The sequence below is a fragment of the Marinilabilia salmonicolor JCM 21150 genome (assembly GCF_000259075.1).
In the GTDB taxonomy this organism is placed as follows: Bacteria; Bacteroidota; Bacteroidia; order Bacteroidales; family Marinilabiliaceae; genus Marinilabilia; species Marinilabilia salmonicolor.
The window spans coordinates 50,199-73,403 of sequence record NZ_AJKI01000053.1 but is presented as its reverse complement, the minus strand read 5'-3'; the positions used below and the strand labels follow the sequence as shown (position 1 = coordinate 73,403).

16 protein-coding genes are annotated in these 23,205 nt (G+C 44.3%); 1 reads left to right on the top strand and 15 read right to left on the bottom strand.

Translation table 11 applies throughout. From position 1 onward, the window contains the following. Positions 1-8 precede the first annotated feature (8 nt). The 15 genes from W7W_RS0119475 to W7W_RS0119395 form a co-directional block, all read right to left on the bottom strand. Entirely contained in the window at positions 9-761 is a 753-nt protein-coding gene (locus tag W7W_RS0119475) for a PHP domain-containing protein (protein ID WP_010665316.1), read from the bottom strand. A gap of 5 nt (positions 762-766) precedes the next feature. Further along, positions 767-1,102: a DRTGG domain-containing protein gene (locus W7W_RS0119470; RefSeq protein ID WP_010665315.1), complete on the bottom strand. Its 336-nt coding sequence runs from the start codon at positions 1,100-1,102 to the stop codon at positions 767-769. A gap of 48 nt (positions 1,103-1,150) precedes the next feature. Beyond that, positions 1,151-2,539, bottom strand: coding sequence for a [Fe-Fe] hydrogenase large subunit C-terminal domain-containing protein (locus W7W_RS0119465; protein ID WP_010665314.1), 1,389 nt, complete (start codon positions 2,537-2,539; stop codon positions 1,151-1,153). A 9-nt stretch (positions 2,540-2,548) separates the two neighbouring features. Beyond that, the gene (locus tag W7W_RS0119460) at positions 2,549-2,962 is read right to left on the bottom strand and encodes an ATP-binding protein (protein WP_010665313.1); all 414 of its coding nucleotides are present in this window, start codon (positions 2,960-2,962) and stop codon (positions 2,549-2,551) included. 140 nt (positions 2,963-3,102) lie between these two features. After that, the gene (locus tag W7W_RS0119455; RefSeq protein WP_010665312.1) at positions 3,103-3,447 is read right to left on the bottom strand and encodes a hypothetical protein; all 345 of its coding nucleotides are present in this window, start codon (positions 3,445-3,447) and stop codon (positions 3,103-3,105) included. Positions 3,448-3,974: 527 nt separating this feature from the next. Next, a complete protein-coding gene (locus W7W_RS0119450; RefSeq protein WP_010665311.1) occupies positions 3,975-5,168 on the bottom strand; it encodes a SpoIIE family protein phosphatase in 1,194 nt (397 codons plus the stop codon). A gap of 445 nt (positions 5,169-5,613) precedes the next feature. Next, complete coding sequence (locus tag W7W_RS0119445) at positions 5,614-7,905, bottom strand: GH92 family glycosyl hydrolase (RefSeq protein WP_010665310.1); 2,292 nt, start codon at positions 7,903-7,905, stop codon at positions 5,614-5,616. A gap of 21 nt (positions 7,906-7,926) precedes the next feature. Further along, complete coding sequence (locus W7W_RS0119440; protein ID WP_010665309.1) at positions 7,927-10,458, bottom strand: beta-mannosidase; 2,532 nt, start codon at positions 10,456-10,458, stop codon at positions 7,927-7,929. Positions 10,459-10,500: 42 nt separating this feature from the next. After that, positions 10,501-10,743 (bottom strand): hypothetical protein, encoded by a 243-nt coding sequence (locus tag W7W_RS0119435; RefSeq protein WP_010665308.1) that lies wholly within the window; start codon positions 10,741-10,743, stop codon positions 10,501-10,503. A gap of 80 nt (positions 10,744-10,823) precedes the next feature. Continuing rightward, complete coding sequence (locus W7W_RS0119430) at positions 10,824-13,037, bottom strand: GH92 family glycosyl hydrolase (RefSeq protein ID WP_010665307.1); 2,214 nt, start codon at positions 13,035-13,037, stop codon at positions 10,824-10,826. 182 nt (positions 13,038-13,219) lie between these two features. Next, the gene (locus W7W_RS0119420) at positions 13,220-15,517 is read right to left on the bottom strand and encodes a GH92 family glycosyl hydrolase (protein WP_010665306.1); all 2,298 of its coding nucleotides are present in this window, start codon (positions 15,515-15,517) and stop codon (positions 13,220-13,222) included. A gap of 25 nt (positions 15,518-15,542) precedes the next feature. Beyond that, positions 15,543-16,274 carry a copper homeostasis protein CutC gene (locus W7W_RS0119415; RefSeq protein WP_010665305.1) on the bottom strand — a complete coding sequence of 244 codons (732 nt, stop codon included), beginning with the start codon at positions 16,272-16,274 and terminating at the stop codon, positions 15,543-15,545. 111 nt (positions 16,275-16,385) lie between these two features. Then, on the bottom strand, positions 16,386-17,357 hold the full coding sequence (locus tag W7W_RS0119405; protein ID WP_010665304.1) for a glycoside hydrolase family 130 protein: 972 nt from the start codon (positions 17,355-17,357) through the stop codon (positions 16,386-16,388). Positions 17,358-17,362: 5 nt separating this feature from the next. Beyond that, positions 17,363-19,201, bottom strand: a complete 1,839-nt coding sequence (locus tag W7W_RS0119400) for a sodium:solute symporter family protein (protein ID WP_010665303.1) — start codon at positions 19,199-19,201, stop codon at positions 17,363-17,365. 27 nt (positions 19,202-19,228) lie between these two features. Further along, entirely contained in the window at positions 19,229-21,562 is a 2,334-nt protein-coding gene (locus tag W7W_RS0119395; RefSeq protein ID WP_010665302.1) for a glycoside hydrolase family 3 N-terminal domain-containing protein, read from the bottom strand. A 341-nt stretch (positions 21,563-21,903) separates the two neighbouring features. Here W7W_RS0119395 and W7W_RS0119390 point away from each other — a divergent pair, with 341 nt between their 5' ends. Beyond that, positions 21,904-23,172: an ROK family protein gene (locus W7W_RS0119390; protein WP_025006860.1), complete on the top strand. Its 1,269-nt coding sequence runs from the start codon at positions 21,904-21,906 to the stop codon at positions 23,170-23,172. Positions 23,173-23,205 lie beyond the last annotated feature (33 nt).

The following is a 23,205-nucleotide window of genomic DNA, read 5'->3' as shown; positions in this document are numbered from 1 at the left end:
CTTGTCCTTTACAACATTAATTTTTCAGGTACTACCCCACGTCCTGCAACTCCTTTTAAAGCCTTTTTAAATTCCTTAATACCGGCATTTTGCATTCTTAACCGTGTCATATTCATCCCCAGTCTCTCCGGATGATGAGCGTCCGAACCCGCAATCAGTGGCTTAATCTTCGCCCAACCAAACGTTTCAATCATCTTCAATGTGGCATTGGGGCTTATCTCCAGCGCATCAGCCTCTATATCCGGAGGCACAAAACCAAGCTGACTGCTCAGGCTACTGCTTTGTCTGTCTATGTGAGCCGGTGCAAAAACGCCGCCCAGCCGGTGAACCTCCTCGTAACACTGATCAAGACTCCGATCCAGAGCCGCAATGAGCAACCATGGTTCTTCACCCAGAATATTCTCCTCTGCATCCACCCAGACCTGATCTCCAAAATAATCGGGTTTGTTCTTAATTTTCACCAACCATTGATCCAGCCATTTTTGGAACTCCTTCAAAGTCTCAACCTCATCAAAATACACCAGACAATGCACCTCCTCACGCGTATTAATTTCTGCACCGCCCCATACTGTAATCCCTGCTTTTCTTCCCATTTCCATTACCACACTACACTGACGGGTTGAGTTGTGATCAGTTATAGCCAATATGTCAATGTGCTTTTCTTTTGCTTCCGAAATAATCCGTGCCGGACTCATATCCAGACTTCCACAAGGCGAAAGAACCGTGTGGACATGCAAATCAGCACGAAATTCCTTCAACATATCTGTCACTTCTTTATCAATCCATATAGCTTACCTGCAAGCTCAAAAGTCTCCATTTCAGTTCCCAGAACCGGCAGTTCTTCTTCGTTACTCTGAGCCAGCATATCCTCATCAGGAATTAACCCCTTCACCAGAATAACTGCCGCCACCTCTTTCAGAGAAGCCACCGCCATCACATTTTTATGAGTTTGCAGAGTTGCCCAGATGTCTCCCTCAGAAGCATTTCCCATGACATCACTCAACAGATCGGAAATATAACCTCCGGTCACCTCCCGACTAAGACCCTTTTTCCCTCCAAACACGGATAAATTCAACCCTTCAACAATTTCATTTACAGTCATAAGACTCTTTTTTAATTATTAAATATGGTTCCGACACAACCAGGAAAATCAACGCTCCATATTGGCCTCATTTTCCGCCCCTTTTTTCTTACAATCTTTATCCAACCGGTTTTTGCCCCATATTTTCTCTATGATTTTAAGTGCATGTTCACCGCTAAGCTTGCTGTGCTTCTCCATCATTCGCTGAATGAAAACACACGCTGACAGCTGCGATTCTCTTCGCACAATATCTTCGGCAAGACTCTGGCAGTTTGGGGCTCCACATGCTGCGCAATCAATACCCGGCAAAAAACACATCAGATGACGTACCTGCTGCATCTTCCGCATGGCTTCTCCCATATCTTCATCGAGTGCCATCATAGAACGGGGCTCCAGCAATCCTATATCCATATTATTGGCCATAAAATGGGAGTAGGCCTTTATATCTCCCGGGATATCTGAAACACCTTCAAACCTTCTGGCTCTTTTATTAAGCCGTTCGGTAGTCAGAAAACGGTTACCTCCCACCAAAACACCTCCGGCACAACTCTGATCACATGCTCTGAGCTCCAAAAAATCAACCCCTTCAATCTCATCATGCTCCAGCTTTTCAAGAAATTCAATGACATTATGAATCTCATCAATAGCCAGACATCGACCCTCCATTCGGGATGCTTCTCCGCCGGTAAGACTGTATTTAATAGATCCCGGACTCAGCAATGGCAACATCTCTCCCGGAGAAATACTGCTGGTCTCGTGTCTTGATTTAATTAATTTGTAAATCTTATTATAGACAAACTGCATATTGATGACCCCATCGATAGGAGACTGCTCTTCGCCAACAGGGCTTTTTACGGCGGCAATCTTTGCAGCACACGGAGTGATGTAAAAGATGCCGATATCATCGGGATGAATTCCTTCATCTTCCAATCTTTTCCGAAAATATACAGCAGAAGCATCAATGGGAGGCTTGATACGCATTACCTGATCAAGCAGTGAAGGAAATTTTATCTGAATCAGCCGGACGATTGCCGGACAAAAAGACGAAATAACAGGTTTATCCTCCACCTCACGGGCCGTTTCAACCATGGCCCGGGAAATAATTCCGGCCGTATGTTCCGTTTGAAAAACATGTGTAAAGCCCAACTCCCGCATCACAGAAAAAATCTCTGCCTCGGTTACCTTTTCCGGAAATTGTCCGATAAGAACAGCCGGCACCAGTGCCACCCGGCACTTGTATTGAAAAATCTTATCAAAATCGTCCTGCTCAACAAAGATGGCATCAACCGGGCAAGCACGCATACACTCTCCGCAATCCACACACCAATCAGGCCTGATGGTTGCCACACCATCCCGGATACGAATCGCGGCTGTAGGACACACATTCATACAGTGCGTACAACCGAAGCACTTGTCCGAATCAATCTTTAATGCATGATAAAACCCGCTTTCAACCATTAAACCCTTCTATTTTAACAATGTTGTAATTTCCACCGTGGTGCCTTTTCCTACCTCGCTTTTGATATTTAGCAAATCAGCATTTTTCTTCATATTGGACAACCCCATTCCGGCACCAAATCCCATTTCTCTCACGGCCTGAGAGGCTGTTGAATACCCTTCCTGCATGGCCTGTCCTATATCCGGGATTCCGGGTCCTTCATCTTCAATAGTTACAAAAATGCGATCGGGATCGATATCAACATAAATGCATCCATTCCAGGCATGTGCAACAACATTTACCTCTCCTTCATAAAGAGCCACCACCAGTTTTTTTATGGTTGCAGGCGGGACATTAAGCTGTTTCAATATTTTCTTTACGGCACTACTGGCATTTCCCGCCTTCGAGAAATTGCCCCCCTCTATTTCGTATTTAAATTTCATCCGTATAAAATTTGTTTCTTAAGGTCGGATGGAGCTCGCAATCCTTTTATACATACACTTTTTCGGCACGTCTGAAGGGTCAAAGTTCCATGCTCGTTTCATCCACTGATGATTTTTTTCAAGATCTTGAATTTGACCAATCAATAGACAGGCTTCAATCCTGCCTCATGCAAACGTGCAACAGCACCAAACATGGAATAGCGACACTCTATCAACACCATTTCATGCTCCTGCGCTATGGCAATCATTGGTGGCAATACCTTCTTATTCCTGACAAATACAATACACTCAATATCTGCAACTTCAGCTGTCCTGATTGTCTGTAAATTATTTAACCCTGTAACCAAAACCAGTTTGTCAGTATCTAATGTCAAAACATCACTCATCAAATCACTTGCGAATCCCCAAGCCACTTCCTTTTCAAGAAACTGTTCGCCACAAACGAGCTCTCCCTCTAAAACTTCAAGTAATCTGTTTATCTTCATTTACTTTTAGCCATTTAAAAAACTGACAAACAAGAGCATAGTCACTCGCCCCTGATTAAAGATTTTTTTCAATAATTAATACACGAAACTACAATTTTTAAGGAATTTAAAAAATAAAAAAAGACACACTTTGCAATATATATCCGGTCTAAATTACTGTAAGAATGAAAAGTACAAAAGATGCAAATTTGAAAAGAAAGACAAAAAAGTCGAATCCGGATTAAAGGTTTTTTAACATTGATGCCCGGTTAAAAAATTGAGATTGCTTCACCCAGTTACCAATGACAGATTTATGGAACAAACAAAAAACCAAACAAATAATAATTGGCCCTCATTCAGGGACCTGATTCATTTGCCCAATAACCCCGGGTCGAGATCCCGGGGTTATTGACTGTCGTCGATCTTCGATTCAAGTTTGCCCCCTACAGGGACGAACTCCTTCTGTCATTTACGCATTATTTCCCAAATTTTATTGGGGTTGACACTCGCAATGACCAAATTTTTGAAACAAAAAGGGTTTCCCAATCTCACATATATTCCAGATCAATCTCTTTCAAAAATTTCTCCTCAAGCAGATGAACAATTCGCTTAATCACTGTTCGGCGAATTTCCAGTTCCACCGGCAGGTTAGGATCCTGATGAGCCACATTGATACGCGTTCCATTCAGAACGTGAATCCTGTCACTCTCCAACAGCATACGGATAATCTGATCAGCAGGACCGTTGCCCAAACGGGTGTCACGATGGTAATGCTCAAGAATACGAGCCACTTTCCCCAGAGTCAGGATACCTTCGGTTACCAGATGAATCCCTTCCACATAAGAAACAGGAGGCAATTCCGGATCAGATGAGTCCATTCCGGCATCAAACTTCAGCGCCAGCTCTCTGGCCACCAATTCGGCAGTGGTTCCTCCGGCAATAATCTTTTTTCCATTGAACCGCTGTACTTTCAGCGCAAAGTCAAAGTCATGACGCTCATCAAAAGGAGGACCGGACACCAACAGTAATTTTCGGGGTTCCCTGAAATAGATTACACCGCAGGAGGTATCATCCTTCGGACTCTCCCCATCATGAAGAGCAGCCATATTTGCAATTTTCCGGGACATTTTGGCTGCCGAAATAAAAGGTTCATTTCCCAGAATTTTCATCACATATTCCACAGCACCGTCTCTGCCCCAGCCAAACGGAAACGACCGGGTTCCCATGCCCGATTGAATAATCCCGTCCGTCCAGAACACAATTCTGTCCTCTTTTTGAGCCATATAACTGCAGGTTCGGATAACTTTCCCCTTATGTCGATCCGATTCAAGTTCCAGATTTTCCCACCCCGGATCAAACTCCCGGTTATTCCGGAGCACCAGACAAGAGGGATTATCGTATTCCACAATGGTTGTTTGGCCATTATCTTCCATATCGACAATGGTGAAGGTGGAATAGCTGATTTTTCGAATGGAACAAACAGGCAGGGTATCCATAATAATCTCTGCAGTTTTCCTGACTTCCCGATGCTCTATGGTGAAATTGATAGCCATGGAAGCCGTCAGAGATGCCAGCACATTGGCCTTAATTCCGGAGCCCATCCCATCGGAAAGCACCACAATGGTTCTCCCCTCTTCACGCACCCTCCGGGAGAGAAAAACATCACCACAAATAGTTTCCCCCTCGTGATCGCGTTGTTCACAGAATATGTCCAGATAAATATTTTGCTCGGGTAAATGCATGACAAAAAGGTTCGTTTTGCTTATTTAGAGTCTGTCCATAAAGTACCATTTGCTTCGTTGTGCTTGCAACTGGCACTTTCTGACCAGACACGTGATAATAAATACACTATCACGACTTTATAGACGGGCACTATTTAGTGTTTGTCTATAAAGTCCAACTTCAGCGTTGTTGCTCAAAATCTAAATCCTCAAATACATTAGTATTCTGCGGTTTAGATTTTTCACACGCCTTAAATTTGAACTTTCTATCTCAAACACGTCAAAAACGCTTAGTTTAGGGACAGACTCTATTTAGTGTCAGCAAGAAAACTCCTGTTTTTGGGTGTGCTTGATAAGAAAGCGTCAAGTGCAAGGCGGGCGATGACTGAAAAACAGGAGTTTACTTTTCGTAAATGACTGTTTTGAAGGCAAGCCCAACGCAGCAATTGGCGTTTTCTTGCAAGCACTATTTATCCGGTTGATCATCCAGATAAAACCTCAAATATCCTTTATCAATAAGCTCATCGTGTGATATCATATATTTTCTGAGCGGTTTTCCACCCAGTTCCATTTCTCGGATATAGATATTGTCCCCAGAATTATTAACTGACTCGATGACAATCTTTTCCCCCGGGAAATAATCTTTATCGAGATGAATAGTTACTTTGTCAAAAACCGGAGAACTGAGGGTATAAACTGGATCTGCCGGACTCACCGGATAAAAGCCCATCATACTGTAAAGCAACCAGGCACTCATGGTTCCGGTATCATCATTCCCCGGAAGCCCATCAGGACCGGTATGGAAATAACGATTCACACAGTCGCGGACAGTCCTTTGGGTCCGCCACTCCTGCCCTTCTACATAATTGAAGAACCAGGGATAACCCATATCCGGTTCATTGCTCATATCATACAATCCGTCGTTAAAAGTCCGCTCCAACTGATGTACAAAGCGATCCGCCCCTCCCATCAGTCTCATCAGCCCATGAATATCATGGGGAACAGCAAATGAATATTGCCAGGAATTGCCTTCGTGAAAACCATGAACCGGCTCAAAATTCTCTCCCTGCATGGGATCAAAGTTTGGCATAAAAGAACCATCCGCTTCCAGAGGCCTCATGAGATCAAACTCCGGATCGAAATATTTCTTATACCCAAGAGAACGCTCATAAAGCATTTTATGGTCTTTCTTTTTGCCCAGTGCGAGGGCAAGACGGGAAAGACTGTAATCAGCAACATAAAACTCCAGCGCTTCAGAAACGGTATTATCAAAGCTATCGCGAAATGCTATAAAATGGTTTTTCTTAAAAAACCCATTGTGCGGACGAAGTGGATTTTCTGTTCCTTCCGACATAGCTGATTTCATCATACCCTCGTAAGCCGTCTCCACATCAAAGCCGGTGAGCCCCCGAAGATAGGAATCAGCCAAAACCACAAGCGCAGGATCGCCTTCCATCACGTTGGTTTCCCTGCTATAGAGCTCCCACTTAGGCAACCACCCACTCTCTTTATACATATCCACCATAGAGTTGAGCATATCGGTTTGTTGCTCAGGATAAACCAGCGTAAGCAGCGGGTGCACATTTCTGTAAGTGTCCCAAAGTGAGAAAACGGTATGTCGGTTATGCCCGTCGGTATTTAGGATTTCAGCTGACTCCATGGCCGGATACTCTCCATTCACATCCTGAAGAATATTGGGATGAATAAGTAAATGATAGAGCGCAGTATAAAACTTCACTTTGTCTTCCTGAGAACCACCTTCCACTTCAATTTTCGATAACTGATGATTCCAGCGCTCCTTTGCCTGAGCCACTGTTTGTTCAAAATCGAAAGCAGGCTGTTCGGCATTCAGATTTTCACGGGCATTCTCTATACTCACATAAGAAACCCCCACTTTGGCTTCGACAGCCTCACCCTCTTCGGTTTCAAAAGAGTACCAGGCTCCGATCTGCTCCCCGGCCAACTCGCGGGAATAATTTTCATAAATTTTAAATTGACCGCTGGTGGATGACCACTGGTGACGAGTTCCCGGAAGTCGGGGTTGTTTTTTCCAGTAGCCGAGTTGAATGGCAGGCTTGCTAAACTCTACCACAAAATAAATCGGGATAACGGCTTCAGGATTGTAGCAAAATGTTCCCATCAGCTTGTAACCCTCTATTTCAGTGTCGGAAACCATTTTCACAAAAGCTCCCGATTCATTGGTCAGTCCATGCCCCAGGTTCAACAGAATATTGGCTTTTCCTTCGGGGAAAGTATATCTGCTGATTCCGGTTCGGGTAGTCGTTGTCGCCTCCGCCTTAATGCTGTACCTGTCCAGAAAAGCAGAATAGTAACCGGGGGACGCTTTCTGATTGCTGATGGCGGTACCATACCTGTTGAAATCCACCTCCAGATCACCGGTTGTGGGCATCAGAATAATACTTCCAAGATCAGGACAACCCACTCCACTCAGGTTTACATGCGAAAAGCCGGTCATCAATTCATTATTGTACACATACGGGTTGGAGCACCAGCTATCGGTATTGGAATACTCATTGCCCTCCCCTGGCGTAACGTTGTAAGGCACCACAGACACCATGCCCCATGGCACCACCGGCCCGGGAAAGGTCGCTCCGTAATTGGAGGTTCCGATAAAAGGGTTTACATACTCAGCGGGCTTCTGTCCCTGCGCTGTGAAGGGTAAAAGAAGCATTCCCATTACAGCAGCACAAAATAAAAAGGCGTCTTTTATAGCTGATTTTATTAATGATAATCTCATGATATTTATTTTTTAATCTGTTCAAAAAGCATCTGCCAGTGAACGAATCTCAAGTTCTTCTTCAAAATCAGGAATCTCTTCACCGGTTTCGAAAGTCACCGTTTTTGTTTCTCCCGGAATCATATTAAAGAAGTTGTCACTCCACCAGCCACTGTTTTCAGGAATAGTAAGATAAACGTTTTCTGCCACCACATCAGTCGCAAGTGTAACTTCAAATCCCTTTTCATTTTGGGCCACGGTGAAACTGATTTCTGCTACTTCCATCTGACGATCTTTTGGCAGCTCAAAAAAGAGATCGTTGTCACACAAGACCTCATCTCCTCTTAAAAATTCAGCCTTCAGAACCGTCGATTTGGAAGATGCTCCCTGCAGGAAATTCTGCAACGCCATATCTGTCACTTCCACTCCCTGGTTGGGCAAAGCCTCCACCTCTTCGGACAGTTGTCTCAACAATTCTCCCTGAAAATCATAAAGGGACAAAACCAGTGTACCTTTAACAGGAGTTCTTTCATCAGAAATCAGAGAGACCTTTAACCGGTCATACTCAAGGAAAGGGGAGACATACAAATTACTGTAAATCTTTCGCACTTTATAATGCAGTGCCTTCCAGTTGCCGTAATAATCCCGGCTCGACCATGAGACCACCGGCCAGCAGTCGTTAAACTGCCAGTAAAGCGTTCCCATACTGTAGGGCATTGACCTTCGGTGAGCTGCAATGCCATCCGCCATCCCCTCTGCCTGCATCACCTGACTGACATAAATAAAAGATTCAAAATCTTTAGGTTGCGGATACCAGCGATCCATATAAGTCTGAATGGTCTTGTTGCCAACATGATGCTTCTGATGCACCTGCATCACATCCGAGAACAAACTCCGGTCTTCTTCCAGGGTGAAGGACTTAATGGTCTCCCAGGGCGGGAAGGCCTGAAAACCAAACTCACTCATAAACCGGCTCACTTTTTCCCGGTACATACTAAAGGGTTCCATCCCCCACCAAACACCCCAGTAGTGATTGTCGCCCTCTGTAAGTGCCTCCTCATGGCCCCATCCGTACGAAGGTGAAGAAGGCCAGTAGTCACGGGTAGGATCCTGATGGCCCAAAACCTCAGGAATCAGTTCATGAAAAATTTTCTGATAGTCGCTCCATATTTGGGTACTATCCTCTTCGGAATATCCCAGACGCTTCTGCCATCCCCAGTCGAACCAGCCATTCCGGATTTCATTGTTTCCACACCAAAGCGCCAGAGATGCATGATTCCTGAGCCGTACCACATTGTCCTCCACCTCGTGGCGGATTGTTTCCACAAACCCGTCATCCCCGGGATACATAGCACAGGCAAAAATAAAATCCTGCCAGACCATTATACCGTTCTCATCACACAATTCATAAAAGGCATCATCTTCATAAATCCCTCCTCCCCAAACTCTCAACATATTGAAATTGGATTTAACGGCATCTCTGATTGCACTTTCATAATCGTCACGGGTAAGGCGGGAAGGAAAACTTTCCAGGGGGATAAAATTGGCTCCTTTGGCAAATACCGGCACACCATTCAGATGAAACTCAAAGCTTCTTCCGTGTTGATCATCTTCCTGAACCAGTTCGATGGTACGGATACCTATTCGTTCTGTCAATAGATCACGACCGTTTTCAGTCAGCAGTTCCACATGCACATCATACAGATTAGGTTCTCCTAACCCATTGCTCCACCAAAGCTTTGGCTCGGGAATTTCAAAATCAAGATTGACTTTATTGATCCCTCTTTGCAAAGACACTTCCCTGGAAACAGATTCAAACGCACCTTCCGGGGAGAAAATCTTTATGGTAGCGTTGACAGGCTCAATCACATCCACCTCCACATCAGCAATTACAACAGCCTTTTCATCGGATATCTTATCAGTCTTTAAGAAAGCATTGTCAATTCGTACCTGATTCCAGAAGCGAAGATAAACAGGTTTCCAAATACCTGATGTGATCAGTCTGGGCCCCCAGTCCCAACCAAACTGATAAGGAGCCTTACGCGAATGAACGCGTTCATCTTCCGGAAGCACATAAGGCAGTTTGGCCGCCTGCCGGTTGTTGTATTCCTCAGGGGAATGAAACAATATTTCCAGATGATTCTCTCCTTTTGTCAAATAATCGGAAACATCTATGGTATAGGTTCTAAACATATTATCGGACTCCAGAATCACCTCTCCGTTTAACTGAACGGTGGCATGGGTGTCCAGACCTTCAAAGATCAGTTCTGCCGCTTGGTGGGCGTTTTCAGGCTCATCGATCCGGAAAGAAGTACGATAGGCCCAATCCTTTTCACTGATCCACTGCACCGAGTCCTCATTACCCCGGTAAAACGGATCTTCGATGATGCCATTGCTCATTAGATCGGTATGTACACAACCCGGGACTTCTGCCGGATGCCAGGTATCGGTTCCGGACTGACTGAATTCCCAGTCTTGATTCAGCAATCGCTTTCCGACAAGCGGTTGCGACTCCTTACAAGCTGAGAACATCAGCACGATAAATCCGGCAATAAATATTAATCTTCTATCCATCAGTGTCCTTTCTTTATTTTCCCACTCATTAGAGTCGGTCTATTAAGCAAAGTTTATTTTAATTTTTAATCTATTTTCTATTGTTCTTTTTGGCATTGCCCCAAAAAGGAACCAAAAAGGTCTAGTCCGTTTAAACCTATCCCCCCGCAAAAGCCAAAATTTCCGACCATTGCGCAAGGCCTTGAAATTCGCCCATTTTGGCTTCCCGCTATCCGCCGGCCCGGAAAACGGACAAGCCACCCCGCCCATTAAATAGTAAGAATCGTTTATTAAAATATCATCCATTTGAAATGAGGAATTTTCGGGCAAGCGTAACAGCTTGTCCCGATCCTTCGGGGACGCAAGTGGTACTTTATGAACAGAAACTAATTGGTGTTTGGCTCATCAGTCATTTCTAAGACCAAAGTTCCTCCTGCTACAATATCACTGTGATGAATCCATGGGTTACTAAGTTTCTCACCGTTCAAGGTTACAGATGCCACATATTTTGCCGTTTCGCTAACTCCGGGGGCGCTGATCGTAAAATTCTTATCTCCTGGAAGGGAGATTGTCGCCTTTCTCCACAGCGGACTTCCTATGTGGTATATACCATCAGCCGGATTCACCGGATAAACTCCCATGGAACTGAGCACATACCAGGCAGACATCTGACCACAATCTTCATTTCCGCAATGTCCGGCAGGTTCAGGCTGGTACATCTCCGTCAGGATTTGTCGCACCCGTTCCTGCGTTTTCCATGACTCTCCGGTATAGTTGTAAAGATAAGCTACATGGTGGCTGGGTTCATTTCCGTGAGCATACTGCCCGATCATTCCTGTACTGAATATGGGTAAATCGTCAGAGGCCTCAGGTTCATAAGTAAACATACTGTCCAGTCGATGACTGAAGCGCTCACTCCCGAGTTTGTCACGGAGCCCCTCTATGTCGTGGGGGACAAACCAGAAATAATGCCAGCCGTTACTTTCACAAAAATGGTCGGTATATTCTTTAGGATCGAAATGACTGATAAAACGACCATCGGCGTGACGTGGTCTCATAAACCCGGTTTCGGGATCAAAATGATTTTTCCAGTTGGAAGCTCGTTCAAGGTAATATTCATAATCCTCTGTTTTACCAAGATCTTTGGCAAACATGGCGATACACCAGTCATCGTAGGCATACTCCAGTGTTTTGGATACCGACCAGTTCTCATGGTCATCCGAAAGAGGCACATAACCCAGCTCCCGGTACTCTTTAATGCCGTGATCATCCGACATCGCATTGGATTTGCAAGCCTCAAAGGCCTCCTCCGGATCAAACCCGCCAATTCCCTTGAACCACGCATCCACAATTACAGGAACGGCGTGGTAACCAATCATCATATTGGTCTCATTGCCTTGCATTGACCAAACGGGCAGCAATCCGGTTTCCCGATAATGACTAAGCAGTGACTGAACCATATCCGGAACCCGGTCGGGGTGCATAATTGTATAGAGGGGATGAGCGGCCCGGAAAGTATCCCAAAGTGAAAAGGTGTCATATTTCTGATAGCCTTCTGCCTGATGAATTTCTCCATCAGCACCCTTGTAATATCCATTGACATCACTATAAAGTGTAGGCGCCAGCATCGACTGATACAAAGTGGTGTAAAAAGTCTTTTTCCAGACTTCGTTATCACTCTCCACTTTAATTTTGCTTAGTTCATTCTCCCAAATATCCGAGGCCTGTTTCCGGTAGGAGGCAAAGTCCCATTGAGGGGCTTCAGATTCAATAGCGGCCAAAGCTCCTTCTCTGCCGGCACTTGAAATTCCTACTTTTACCATAACCTCTTCTTGTTCCTTAGTGGAAAACCGAAGGTCTATCTTTGTATGTGTTCCTTTTACTTCCCTGCCTTCCACCTCTTCTCCATCCAGAAAAAGAGTAGTATTCTCAATTGGCTTCGAAAACTTTGCCACAAACCAGACACGCTGATCGGCAGCCCAGCCTGAGGACATCCGATATCCGGAAATGGTTTGATTGTCTTCTACTTCGATGGAAGTCATCACCGGCCGATCCCAGTTCAGTGAATACCCCAGATCGAGTAAAAATCCAGAATGCTCATCCTTTGGAAAAGTATAGTTGTGAATACCAGTCCTTTGCGTGGAAGTAAGTTCGGCATTAATACCATAGTCCTGCAGGAAGACCTGATAATACCCGGGTTCGGCATGTTCATTGTCATGAGAAAATGTCGAATACGGACGGTTTCCGTTTTCGGAAGTAGTTTTAACAGCTCTGCTGTTCACCGGCGTAAGTAAAATATCATAGAGGTCACCGGCACCAGTTCCGGTGAGATGAAGATGGCTAAAGCCGGTAATAATACTATCCGGATAGAAATAACCGGCAATCCGGTCCCATCCGGAGTAACCGATATCGGGACTTAACTGTACCATGCCAAAGGGGACTGTAGCTCCGGGGTAGGTATTTCCCGGCCCGTCAGTTCCCATAAATGGATTAACGTAATCGGTAAGACGTGTTTCTGCCTCCCTTTGTCGTGGTTGACAAGACAGAATAAAAAGGAGCAACATTAACGGAATACTTATCAGAAAAAGAGATTTTTTCATACTTACATTTGATTAATGACCGGAAAAGTAAATAAAGCTAACCCGGGAGGAATTGAAAGACCAACAGTGAAACAAAGAAATGACCCGGAGCAGGCTGATTTACATCAGACAGACTCCGGGGGCATCTCCAAATCTCTGTGTTATTGTTCTACTGATTAACTCCACACCTCACAGAAACGCTGTCAGGGTAGCTCTTCAATGGGGCGGTTTTCCGGAGCCGTACCAAACTGTTTATTGGGAGTATCTCCCATGGTAAACTCCAGAACACCTCCATTCATAATTTCCTTGTAAGTGATATAACTTCTCTCAAGATCAGCACCATTGAGAGTTGCCGATTGAATGTAAATATTCTCTTTGCTGTTATTGTGTGCAATCATGGTAAAAGTTTTATCACCCGGAAGTTTCACCTCCGCTCTGTCGAGATCGGGTGAACCCAATACCATCACCGAACAGGAAGGATTCACAGGATAAAATCCCATGGAAGAAAAGATATACCAGGCAGACATCTGACCACAATCCTCATTTCCTATAATACCATCGGGTTGATCGGTGTAGAACTCATCCATTATGTAACGGACTTTCTCGGCTGTTTTCCATTGCCGACCGGCAAATGCATACATATAAGCAGCATGATGACTGGGCTCGTTGCCCTGGGCATACTGACCAATAAGCCCGGAAATGTCCGGAGATGCTTCAGCTCCCATATCTCCCGACACCACAAAAAAACTGTCAAACTTGGCCTCAAACGCATCGTCTCCTCCCAACAGATCTATCAGCCCCTGAACATCGTGGGGAACCATCCATGTATATTGCCATGCATTTCCTTCGGTATAGTCGCCCACTTCATGAACTGACTGGAAGGGGTTAAAGGGAGATTTAAACTCCCCATTACTCATTATGGGACGCATAAACCGGGTTTCCGGATCGAAATACTTTTCGTAAGCCCTGGAGCGATCATGATAATAGGCTGCATTTTCTGAATCTCCCATCTTCTCAGCGAAACGTGCAATGGCCCAATCGGAGATGGCATATTCCAGTGCCTTGGAAACCGATTCCTTCTCTTTATCGGCAGGAATGTACCCCTTCTCTTTTAGTTCATCCAGCCCAAACTCATCATTGGTAGAAGTTGCCAATACAGATTCGAAGGCAAGCTGCTCATCAAAACCATCAAATCCTTTGAAAAATGCATCCGAAACCACGGGAACCGCGCTGTAGCCTACCATACAATTAGTTTCATTACCCATGAGGTGCCAAACCGGCAATTTGCCCTGCTGCTCGTAAATAGCCAGCATGGAATTGATCATATCATTCACCTTTTCGGGCTGAACAATGGTAAAAAGAGGGTGGTTTGCCCGGTAAGTATCCCAAAGAGAGAAAACAGAATAATTGTCAAATCCGGGATTTTGATAGATCTTCTTGTCCGTTCCGCGGTAAGATCCGTCATGATCATTAAATAAAACCGGAGCAATGAATGAATGGTACATCGCTGTGTAAAATTTCCGTTTGGTTTCAACATCCGGAACATCGATCTTTATTTTTCCCAGTTCATTATTCCATTTCTCACGGGCTTCGGCTTTCACCTGAGAAAAATCCCAGTGAGGGATTTCGCTTTCAATATTCTTAAGTGCTGCTTCGTGACTGACAGGAGAAATTCCCACTTTAAGCTGAATCGCCTCTTCTCCAGCAGTTGCATAAGTAATCACCCCTGCTACATCACGGCCCTGTGCCAGGTTACCCTCTATCCGGCCCTGATCAGTATGTAAATCCAAATGCTCTATTGGCCTGGAAAGAATGATGGCATAATAAAGCTCCTGATCCTCGGCCCATCCTTTTGAGTGCCGGAAGCCTGCAAGAGTTGTGTCGTTTATTTGTTCAAGACGAGTATCCACAGGAGCATCCCAGCCAATCCCCAACTCCAGATTAATGGCAATGCGTGAAGCATTGTTTTCGGGGAAAGTATATTCATGAAAACTAACCCGCTCCGAAGCTGTGAGTTTCACATTGATATCATAGTCCAGAAGATCCACCTCATAGTATCCGGGCTCTACCTTTTCGCGCTCATGAGAATACATGGAGGCATATCCTGCCAAAGGCTCTTTGATCGTTCCGGGAGAAAAGAGTAACTCTCCGGTATATGGAGAAATCAGCACATCCCCCAGGTCCCCGATTCCCGTTCCGCTGAGGTGGAGTTGAGAAAAACCGGTCATTATGCTGTCGGAGTAATGATACCCCGAACACCAGTCCCACCCTTTGATGTAATTGGTAGGTCCCGGCTGAACTGCCCCAAACGGGACATTTGCTCCCACGAAAACATGCCCGTGATAATCAGATCCAATGTAGGGATCCACATATTGTGCAAAATCATCCTCCACAGCAGCTTCCTGCGGAGAAGAACACCCCTGAATTACAGAAAGTCCGAGAATTGCCAACAGCAATACTCCCGGCTTTCGTATTTTTTTAAAAAGAAAAACTTGAAACATGGCTAAACAGTTATAATTTAAATATTTATTTCACTTTAATTGAATCCAACACTTTCCGCATTTCCAAAATCTGATTCTCATCGCAACTCACAGCTTGTCCGAACCCCAACTTATCTGCCCTTTCAGAGTCATTGGGTAAAAACACTCTCGCCGAAGAGTGGATCTCAATGGCGTTGGTTGCATCCATAATTTGCCTGATATTGTCTGCCCGAACCCCGGACCCCGGCATTATTGAAATTCGGTTGGCGGCTTTTCTCACAAGTTGTTCTATCAACTCCGGAGCATCCGTGGCCTTGCCTTTTTGTCCTGAAGTCAGAATCCTTTCGCATCCTGTTTCAATAACATCTTCCAGTGCTTCGAACGGGTCGGGAGTCAGATCAAAAGCACGGATAAAAGTCACCCCCATAGGATGGGCAAGTTCTACCAGTTGCTTCATTCGGATGACATCCAACCGATTGTCGGGTAATAAAACTCCTGTAGCAATACCTTTACAACCTGCATCTTTGCAAAAGAGGATATCTTCCTTCATCATTTCAAACTCATCCTCTGAATAGCAAAAACCACCTCCCCGTGGACGAATAATGGGATATACCGGGATGTTGCATTTCCGGCAGGCTGCTGTTACCAAGGCAGGGTGAGGTGTTGTTCCCCCTTCCATCGGGTTGCTGCAAAGTTCCAGCCGGTCTGCGCCACTATTTTCAGCTTTCATTGCCGCATCCAGGGAAAAGACACAAATCTCAAGATTTCTTTTTCTCATTCTTATAAATTTAGCCTACTTTATTGACTCCGTCGAACAGCGTTTTTTTTAAGGCCGAAGGTCTTTGAGCAATAGCCGTTATATGTATATGATAAATTAATTCAACCTGCATTACAAGCTGTTATTCTTAATAAAGGCAACAATCTCATCAAGGTAACCAAAAGCCAGTCCTATCACCGTATCGGCTGCACCATAATAAACAGCTACTTTCTCTCCGTCACAAAGCGCCGCACAAGGAAAAATTACATTAGGCACATCCCCCGTCAGTTCATAAGTCTCGTTGGGAGCCAGCAAATATGGCTGTGTCCGGTAAAGCACCTTTGACGGATCCTCCGAATCAAGAATGGCAGCCCCCATAGAATAACGGAAACCACGGCAGGTATTGATGACTCCGTGATAAAAAATCAGCCACCCCTCATTAATTCTGATGGGGGCCGAACCAGCACCAATCTTTGTACATTGCCAGGCACTATCTTCAAAATCCGCCACTTTCATGACACATCGGTGCTCTCCCCAGTATTTCATATCGGGACTGTAACTGATATAAATATCTCCAAAAGGCGTGTGCCCGTTATCACTTGGACGACTAAGCATGGCATAACGGCCGTCAATTTTTTCAGGAAAAAGAACCCCGTTGCGATTGAAAGGGAGAAATGCATTTTCGCACTGATAAAAATCCACAAAATCGAAAGTGTAAGCAATACCAATGGTCGGTCCGTGATATCCGTTACACCAGGTCACCCAGTAACGATCTTCGATAAAGACCACCCGCGGATCGTACTTATAGTCCGAGTCGATCATATCTGTATTCCCGGGTTTCATCTCAATGGGCGTGTGATTGATATCCCACTTTATCCCGTCTTTGCTGAATCCGGCATAGATATTCATCTGAACGGCCTTGTTATCGGATCGAAACACTCCGGCATACCCGTCTCCAAAAGGGACCACTGCACTATTAAAAATGCTGTTGGAAGAGGGAATGTCATACCGACCAACTATCGGATTGTTGGAATACCGCCACATAACATCCTTGCATTCTGCAGGACGTTCTTCCCAGGGAATTGAAATATCTTTTGCACTCATAAATATCAATCAATGTTTTTTATATGATCGTACCAGGTAAATTTTAATATTGCAGACGTTCCAACCAGCACTGCCAGTGAAATCCAGGCAGCCGTATATTCTCCAGAAAGAAAATAGAGCGGCAACACCACCATAGACATTTGCCAGGTGATACCAATTAGTACATTAAAACTGTCACGTTTAAAATCTTTATTGGGGATGAAAGACGGATCATCTTTAATAACCTCCCTTTTTACAGGTTCCCAAAATCCCCAGGGACGTGTTTGTTTATAGAACTTTTTCAGGACATCCATTTTATCGGGTTTGGTCATTAAGGTTCCAATAACAGAAGCGGACATGGAAATCAGCAGGGTAACAGGAAACATATAAATATCGATGGCACCGGGCACTATAATTCTGTAAATCGGCGGCACCACAACCGATGCGACCAAACCTCCCAGCATCCCGTAGAAATAGCCCATTCCGTTGAATCGCCACCAGATCCACTTCAAGACGTTTGCAGCAGCATAGCCCCCATATAGAGAAGAAGTGATCCACAAAGTAAGACTGTTCAGCGATTGGGCAAAAAGACCAAAAATCAGACCGATCACTACCAGCAACAAACTGGACATATAACTGTAACGAACCAGTTTTTTATCGGAGGCGCCGGGATTCAGGTATTTCTTATACAAATCATTGATCAGGTAGGCAGGTGCAGCATTAATAAATGCAGCAAAAGTCCCCATGAAAGCGGCAAGTAAACCGGCAAGCAACAATCCTTTAATACCTACCGGAATAAACTCCTGAATAGCCATGGGCAGCACCATTTCAAAATCCAGATCAGCCCCCATCTTCATCAACTCAGGTTTCAGATAAACCAAACCCAGAACTGCAAGTCCCCCAATCATAAGGTAACGTGGGATAAAAAGAACCAACGAGGTCAGTCCGCTCATTTTAGCGGCTTCAGCCGGAGTCCGGGTGGATAAGATACGCTGCATATCATAACTTGGAACCGGCCCTGCAAGACTGGCAAAGACTCCTTTGAGAATCATCAACAACAACAACATACCAAACATCTCATATCCGTCCTGATCTATTTTATCGTTAAGTTCAGGAAATATTCCCGACCAGTCAAGGCTCAGGTTCCACTCGGGCCACAGATTGGCCCACCCCTCAGGTGTGGCAGCTGCAATTTGATCAGGTGTCACTTCATTAAAAGCGATTACCCCGATGGAAACACAGGCAACTGTCATAATCAGAAACTGAAGCACTTCGGTACTTACCACACTATACATACCGCCTTTCATGGTATATACGGTAGTGATGGCAATTATTATCAGTGCATAAACCTGCTGAGATGTAAGCTGGAAACCCAGAATTGAAGCCGACAGATCCCAAGTGAAAAAGGTGGTGGCAAACTTCCCAATGCCTTCTACAAAATAGGCAATAAATCCAATTACACTCACCACCGCAAAAAGCACCACGATAATATGAGACAAACGTCCGCCCCGTCCATCTCCAAAACGGAAAGTGATCCACTGCGCCCCTGTCATGGCATTGGAGCGTCTCATCCAGACGGCCAGAAAAACCATCACAAATATCTGATTCCAGACAGGCCACAGCCAGGGAATCCAGGCGCTCTTAAGACCATAAACAAAAACAATGGCCACAGTCCACATTGTGCCGGAGATATCAAACATTCCCGAGGCGTTTGATAACCCCAGGTAGTACCATTTAATCCTGTTTCCTCCAAGAAAATAAGCTTCCAGATCCTTGGATGCCCGCTTTGACAGCCAGAAACCGATAAATAAGGTGAGGACTAAATAACCAAGAAGAATGCTTATATCTATTAGTGAGAGATTCATGAGATCCTTTAAAGGTTAAACTGATAACTAATCAACTTTAATTGTTCCTGACAACCTGATATCATCCGATGCTGCACCAATCATCAGTTGAAAGGTCCCCGGTTCCACTACCCATTCTTTTTTTTGATTGAGTATGGCAAGGTCTTTTTCATTCAAGTGAAAAGAGACCTGCTTTTCTTCGCCCTTCTTCAAGAACAATCTCTTGAAGTGTTTAAGCTGCTGAACGGGTTGAACAACTGATGCATACTCATCTCTCAGGTATAACTGAACCACCTCATCTCCATCAAAGTTTCCGGTGTTTTTCACTTTAAAATTCACAACAAATTCCTCTTGCCCCACAGGAGCAACTTCAAGATCAGAATACGTAAAAGAAGAATAACTTAACCCATAACCAAAACTATAAAGTGGTGTTGCAGATAACTCCACATAGTCATGCGGCCTGGGGTTCTTTTTATTATAATAAATGGGCAATTGTCCCACATCTCTTGGAACCGACATGGGCAATCGGCCAGCAGGATTGTAATCTCCAAATAGTACATCAGCGATCGCATTACCACCTTCCTGTCCCGGATACCAGGCGCAGATCAGGGCATCGGCATTTTCAGCGGCCCAATTCATCTTCATAGGACGTCCCTGAATGTAAACCACCACCAATGGCTTACCGGTTTTCTTTAACGCTTTCAACAAGTCCGTCTGTTTGCCGAGCAAATCCAGTGTTGCCCTGTCAAAACCCTCACCTGCATCCATGTCACTAACCGATTGGTTGTTGGCAACGGCAGCACCAGTCTCCAAATACTCAGTTTTAAAGTCCCTGGCACTTGAACCTCCAACCACAGCAAGAATAACATCAGAATGCTCAGCAGCCTCCACTGCCTTATCAATATTTACATTGCTGGTATCGCGGATTGCGCAACCTTTAACATACTCAACCTGTTCGGGTGATAATTTATTCAATACTCCTTCCAATATAGTAACCACATTGTCAGAATCCTGAGGGGCTGTGTAATCACCCAGCATATTGTATTGGTTGTCCGCATTGGGCCCAACAACCAGAATTTTTCCCGGATCCCTCTTTAAAGGCAAAATCTCATGGTCATTCTTCAGCAACACCAGTGTATTTTGTGCTACCTCTCTGGCCAGAGCAATATGTTCGGCACTACGAACCATTTTTTCAGCCTTCGTAGGGTCAACATAAGGATTATCAAAAAGTCCCATTTCGAACTTCAATCTTAACACCCGGGTGACTGCTGTATCAATCAAGGACTCCTGAACCTCTCCGGCATTTACCGAATTCACAAGTTTAACGAAGGCATTGGATCCAAGATCTACATCCACACCCGCTGACAAAGCCATATTGGCAGCTTCCTGAACAGATTGGGCAACGTAATGGGATCCATAAAGACCTTCAATACTTGCAAGATCAGATACCACAAATCCGTCAAAGTTCCATTTTTTTCTTAAAACATCTGTCAACAGATAATGATTGGATGTGGAAGGAATACCATCAATAGAATTATAGGAAGTCATTACCGACAAGGCCCCGGCATTAATAGCCTCTTTAAAGGGTGGCAGGTAATTTTGCATAACATCCAACGGGCCTATCGTTGTTATTCCGCCATTTTGACCAGCCTCCGGAGTTCCATAAGCCAAAAAATGCTTCAATGTAGCAATCAGACCATGTTTATCATGCAGACCATCACCGGCCATTCCCCTGACCATAGCTGCCCCCATAATTCCGGCAAGCACGGGATCCTCCCCATAAGTCTCCTCAACTCTGGACCAACGGGCATCACGTACCAGATCTAAAACAGGTCCATAACCAATGTGTCCTCCCTGGAGGCGGACTTCCCGACCAATAACCTTACCAACTTCTTCAATTAATTCCGGAGCCCAGGTGGACGCAAGGCCTATCCCGGTTGGAAAAACAGTAGCCCCGATAGCCATATGTCCATGAGGAGCTTCTTCTGCCAGAAAAAGAGGGATTCCCAAACGGGTTTCCTCCATGGCATACTTTTGAATAGAATTGGCCGCTTCAGCTGCCAATACCGGTTTTAAACCATTCCTCAAAGTTTTTCTGGTCCATGGATCTGCCCGGAAAGTAGCCCACAACATTCCAGTATGATTCTGCTTCAGACTTTCTTTAAATTGCATTGAAACTTCCACCCCTTTCCCATTCTTCTCATACATTGGCCATCCAAGAGGGCAAAGCAGCTGTCCAACTTTTTCTTCCAAAGTCATTCGGGATAGTAAATCCTGAGTTCTCTCTTCAACACCGTTGGAAGAATTTTTATAAAACTGCCCGGACATTATGCCAACACTCAGGCTCAGCAACAATGTCAAAAATATCTTCTTATTCCTCATTAATTATTTCTTATCCGGTTTCTTACAATAAATGTATTAAACGCTATTTTTTATACTTTTAAAAAAATAGAAAAACAGCACTGTTCTTTAATTTATAAAATTGATCATGCACGCTAAACCACCTCCCATGAACTCTACATCATTTTCGATAATAACCGCTCTTTTCTATTGGCACAACCAACATGCATTTACATTTCACGGTAATTAGAATTTATCATTATGCGAATATACAAAAAATAACACAACATCATTTTCTTTTGGTATTTTTTGATAAAAGTCTTGCAAGAAAGAAAAAAAATAGTGTGCTTTGTAAAATCTAATTCACTATGTTGCAAAATAAAATGGAAAATATATTACTTAACAGTTTCTTATTTAAAACACTCTCCAATATTGAGAAAAAAAAATATAATTTATTGGTCAGAGTTTTAAAGTACCTTTATTTTAAAGGCCCAAATCCCGTTGCGGACATCTGCAGTCATCTCAAGATCAGCTCTCCAAATGGAAATGCCATTTTGGGAATGCTCATGGATCACGACCTGATAGAAAAAAAAGGTTATGGTCTTTCCAAGGGAGGCCGCAAACCCGAATTGTATGGTCTGAAAGCAGATGCCTTCTATACTGTGGCAGTGGACATGAACATCCACAAAACACGGTTAACCATTTTTGACAGCGAGAATAAGCAAATCTCGGAAACATTTATTTTCCCCCTTGAAATGGACAGTGAGTTGACCACATTAAAAAAACTCACGTCACAAATAAAGAAATACATACAAACAAAGGAGATTGAGTCCTCAAAAATTATTGGCGTAGGAGTTAGCATGCCCGGACTGGTAGATTCACAAAACGGGTTTAATTATTCTTACTTCAATTATGGAGAAAAATCTTTTAGAAAGCTCATGCAGGAAGAGTTGGATCTTCCGGTTTTCATAGAAAACGATGCAAAGGCAGTTGCTTTAACAGCCTGGCGGTTCGGAGCTGCCAGAAATCAACAAAACGTACTGGTACTATTGCTGGACTGGGGTATTGGCCTTGGAATGATCTTAAACGGGAAATTATACCGGGGGGCCAATGGGTTTGCCGGAGAATTGAGCCACATCCCCATGGTAGAAAACGGGGCTTCATGTATATGCGGAAAAAACGGATGTCTTCAAACAATCGCTTCCGGGTCTGCACTTGTGGCCAAAGCCCGGGAAGGAATCATGGCCGGAAAAAGTTCTCTAATGTCACATTATGCCGCCGAGAACATTGAAGATGTAGATATGACAACTGTTGTAGAGGCCGCCCTTCATGGAGATCAGTTTGCCATCAATCTGCTGTCAGAAGTGGGTGAACATCTTGGAAAAGCCATCGCAATTCTCATCCAGATTTTTAATCCCGGAATGATCATCCTGGGAGGTAAAATGGCAGAATCGGGACAATACATTACCATTCCTGTACAGAAGTCAATCAACACCTATTCGATGCACAAAATCAGCGAAGGAGTTACCATCAAAAACTCTGAGATGGGCAAAGAAATAGGTTTAAAAGGGGCTTTGGCTGTAGCCATGGAAGATGTTTTTGATGAATTGGCAGGACTACACAGCAAGAAAAAAGGTAAGATTCTTGTCTGACACCTGCACAAAACATTTTACAATTAAATAAAG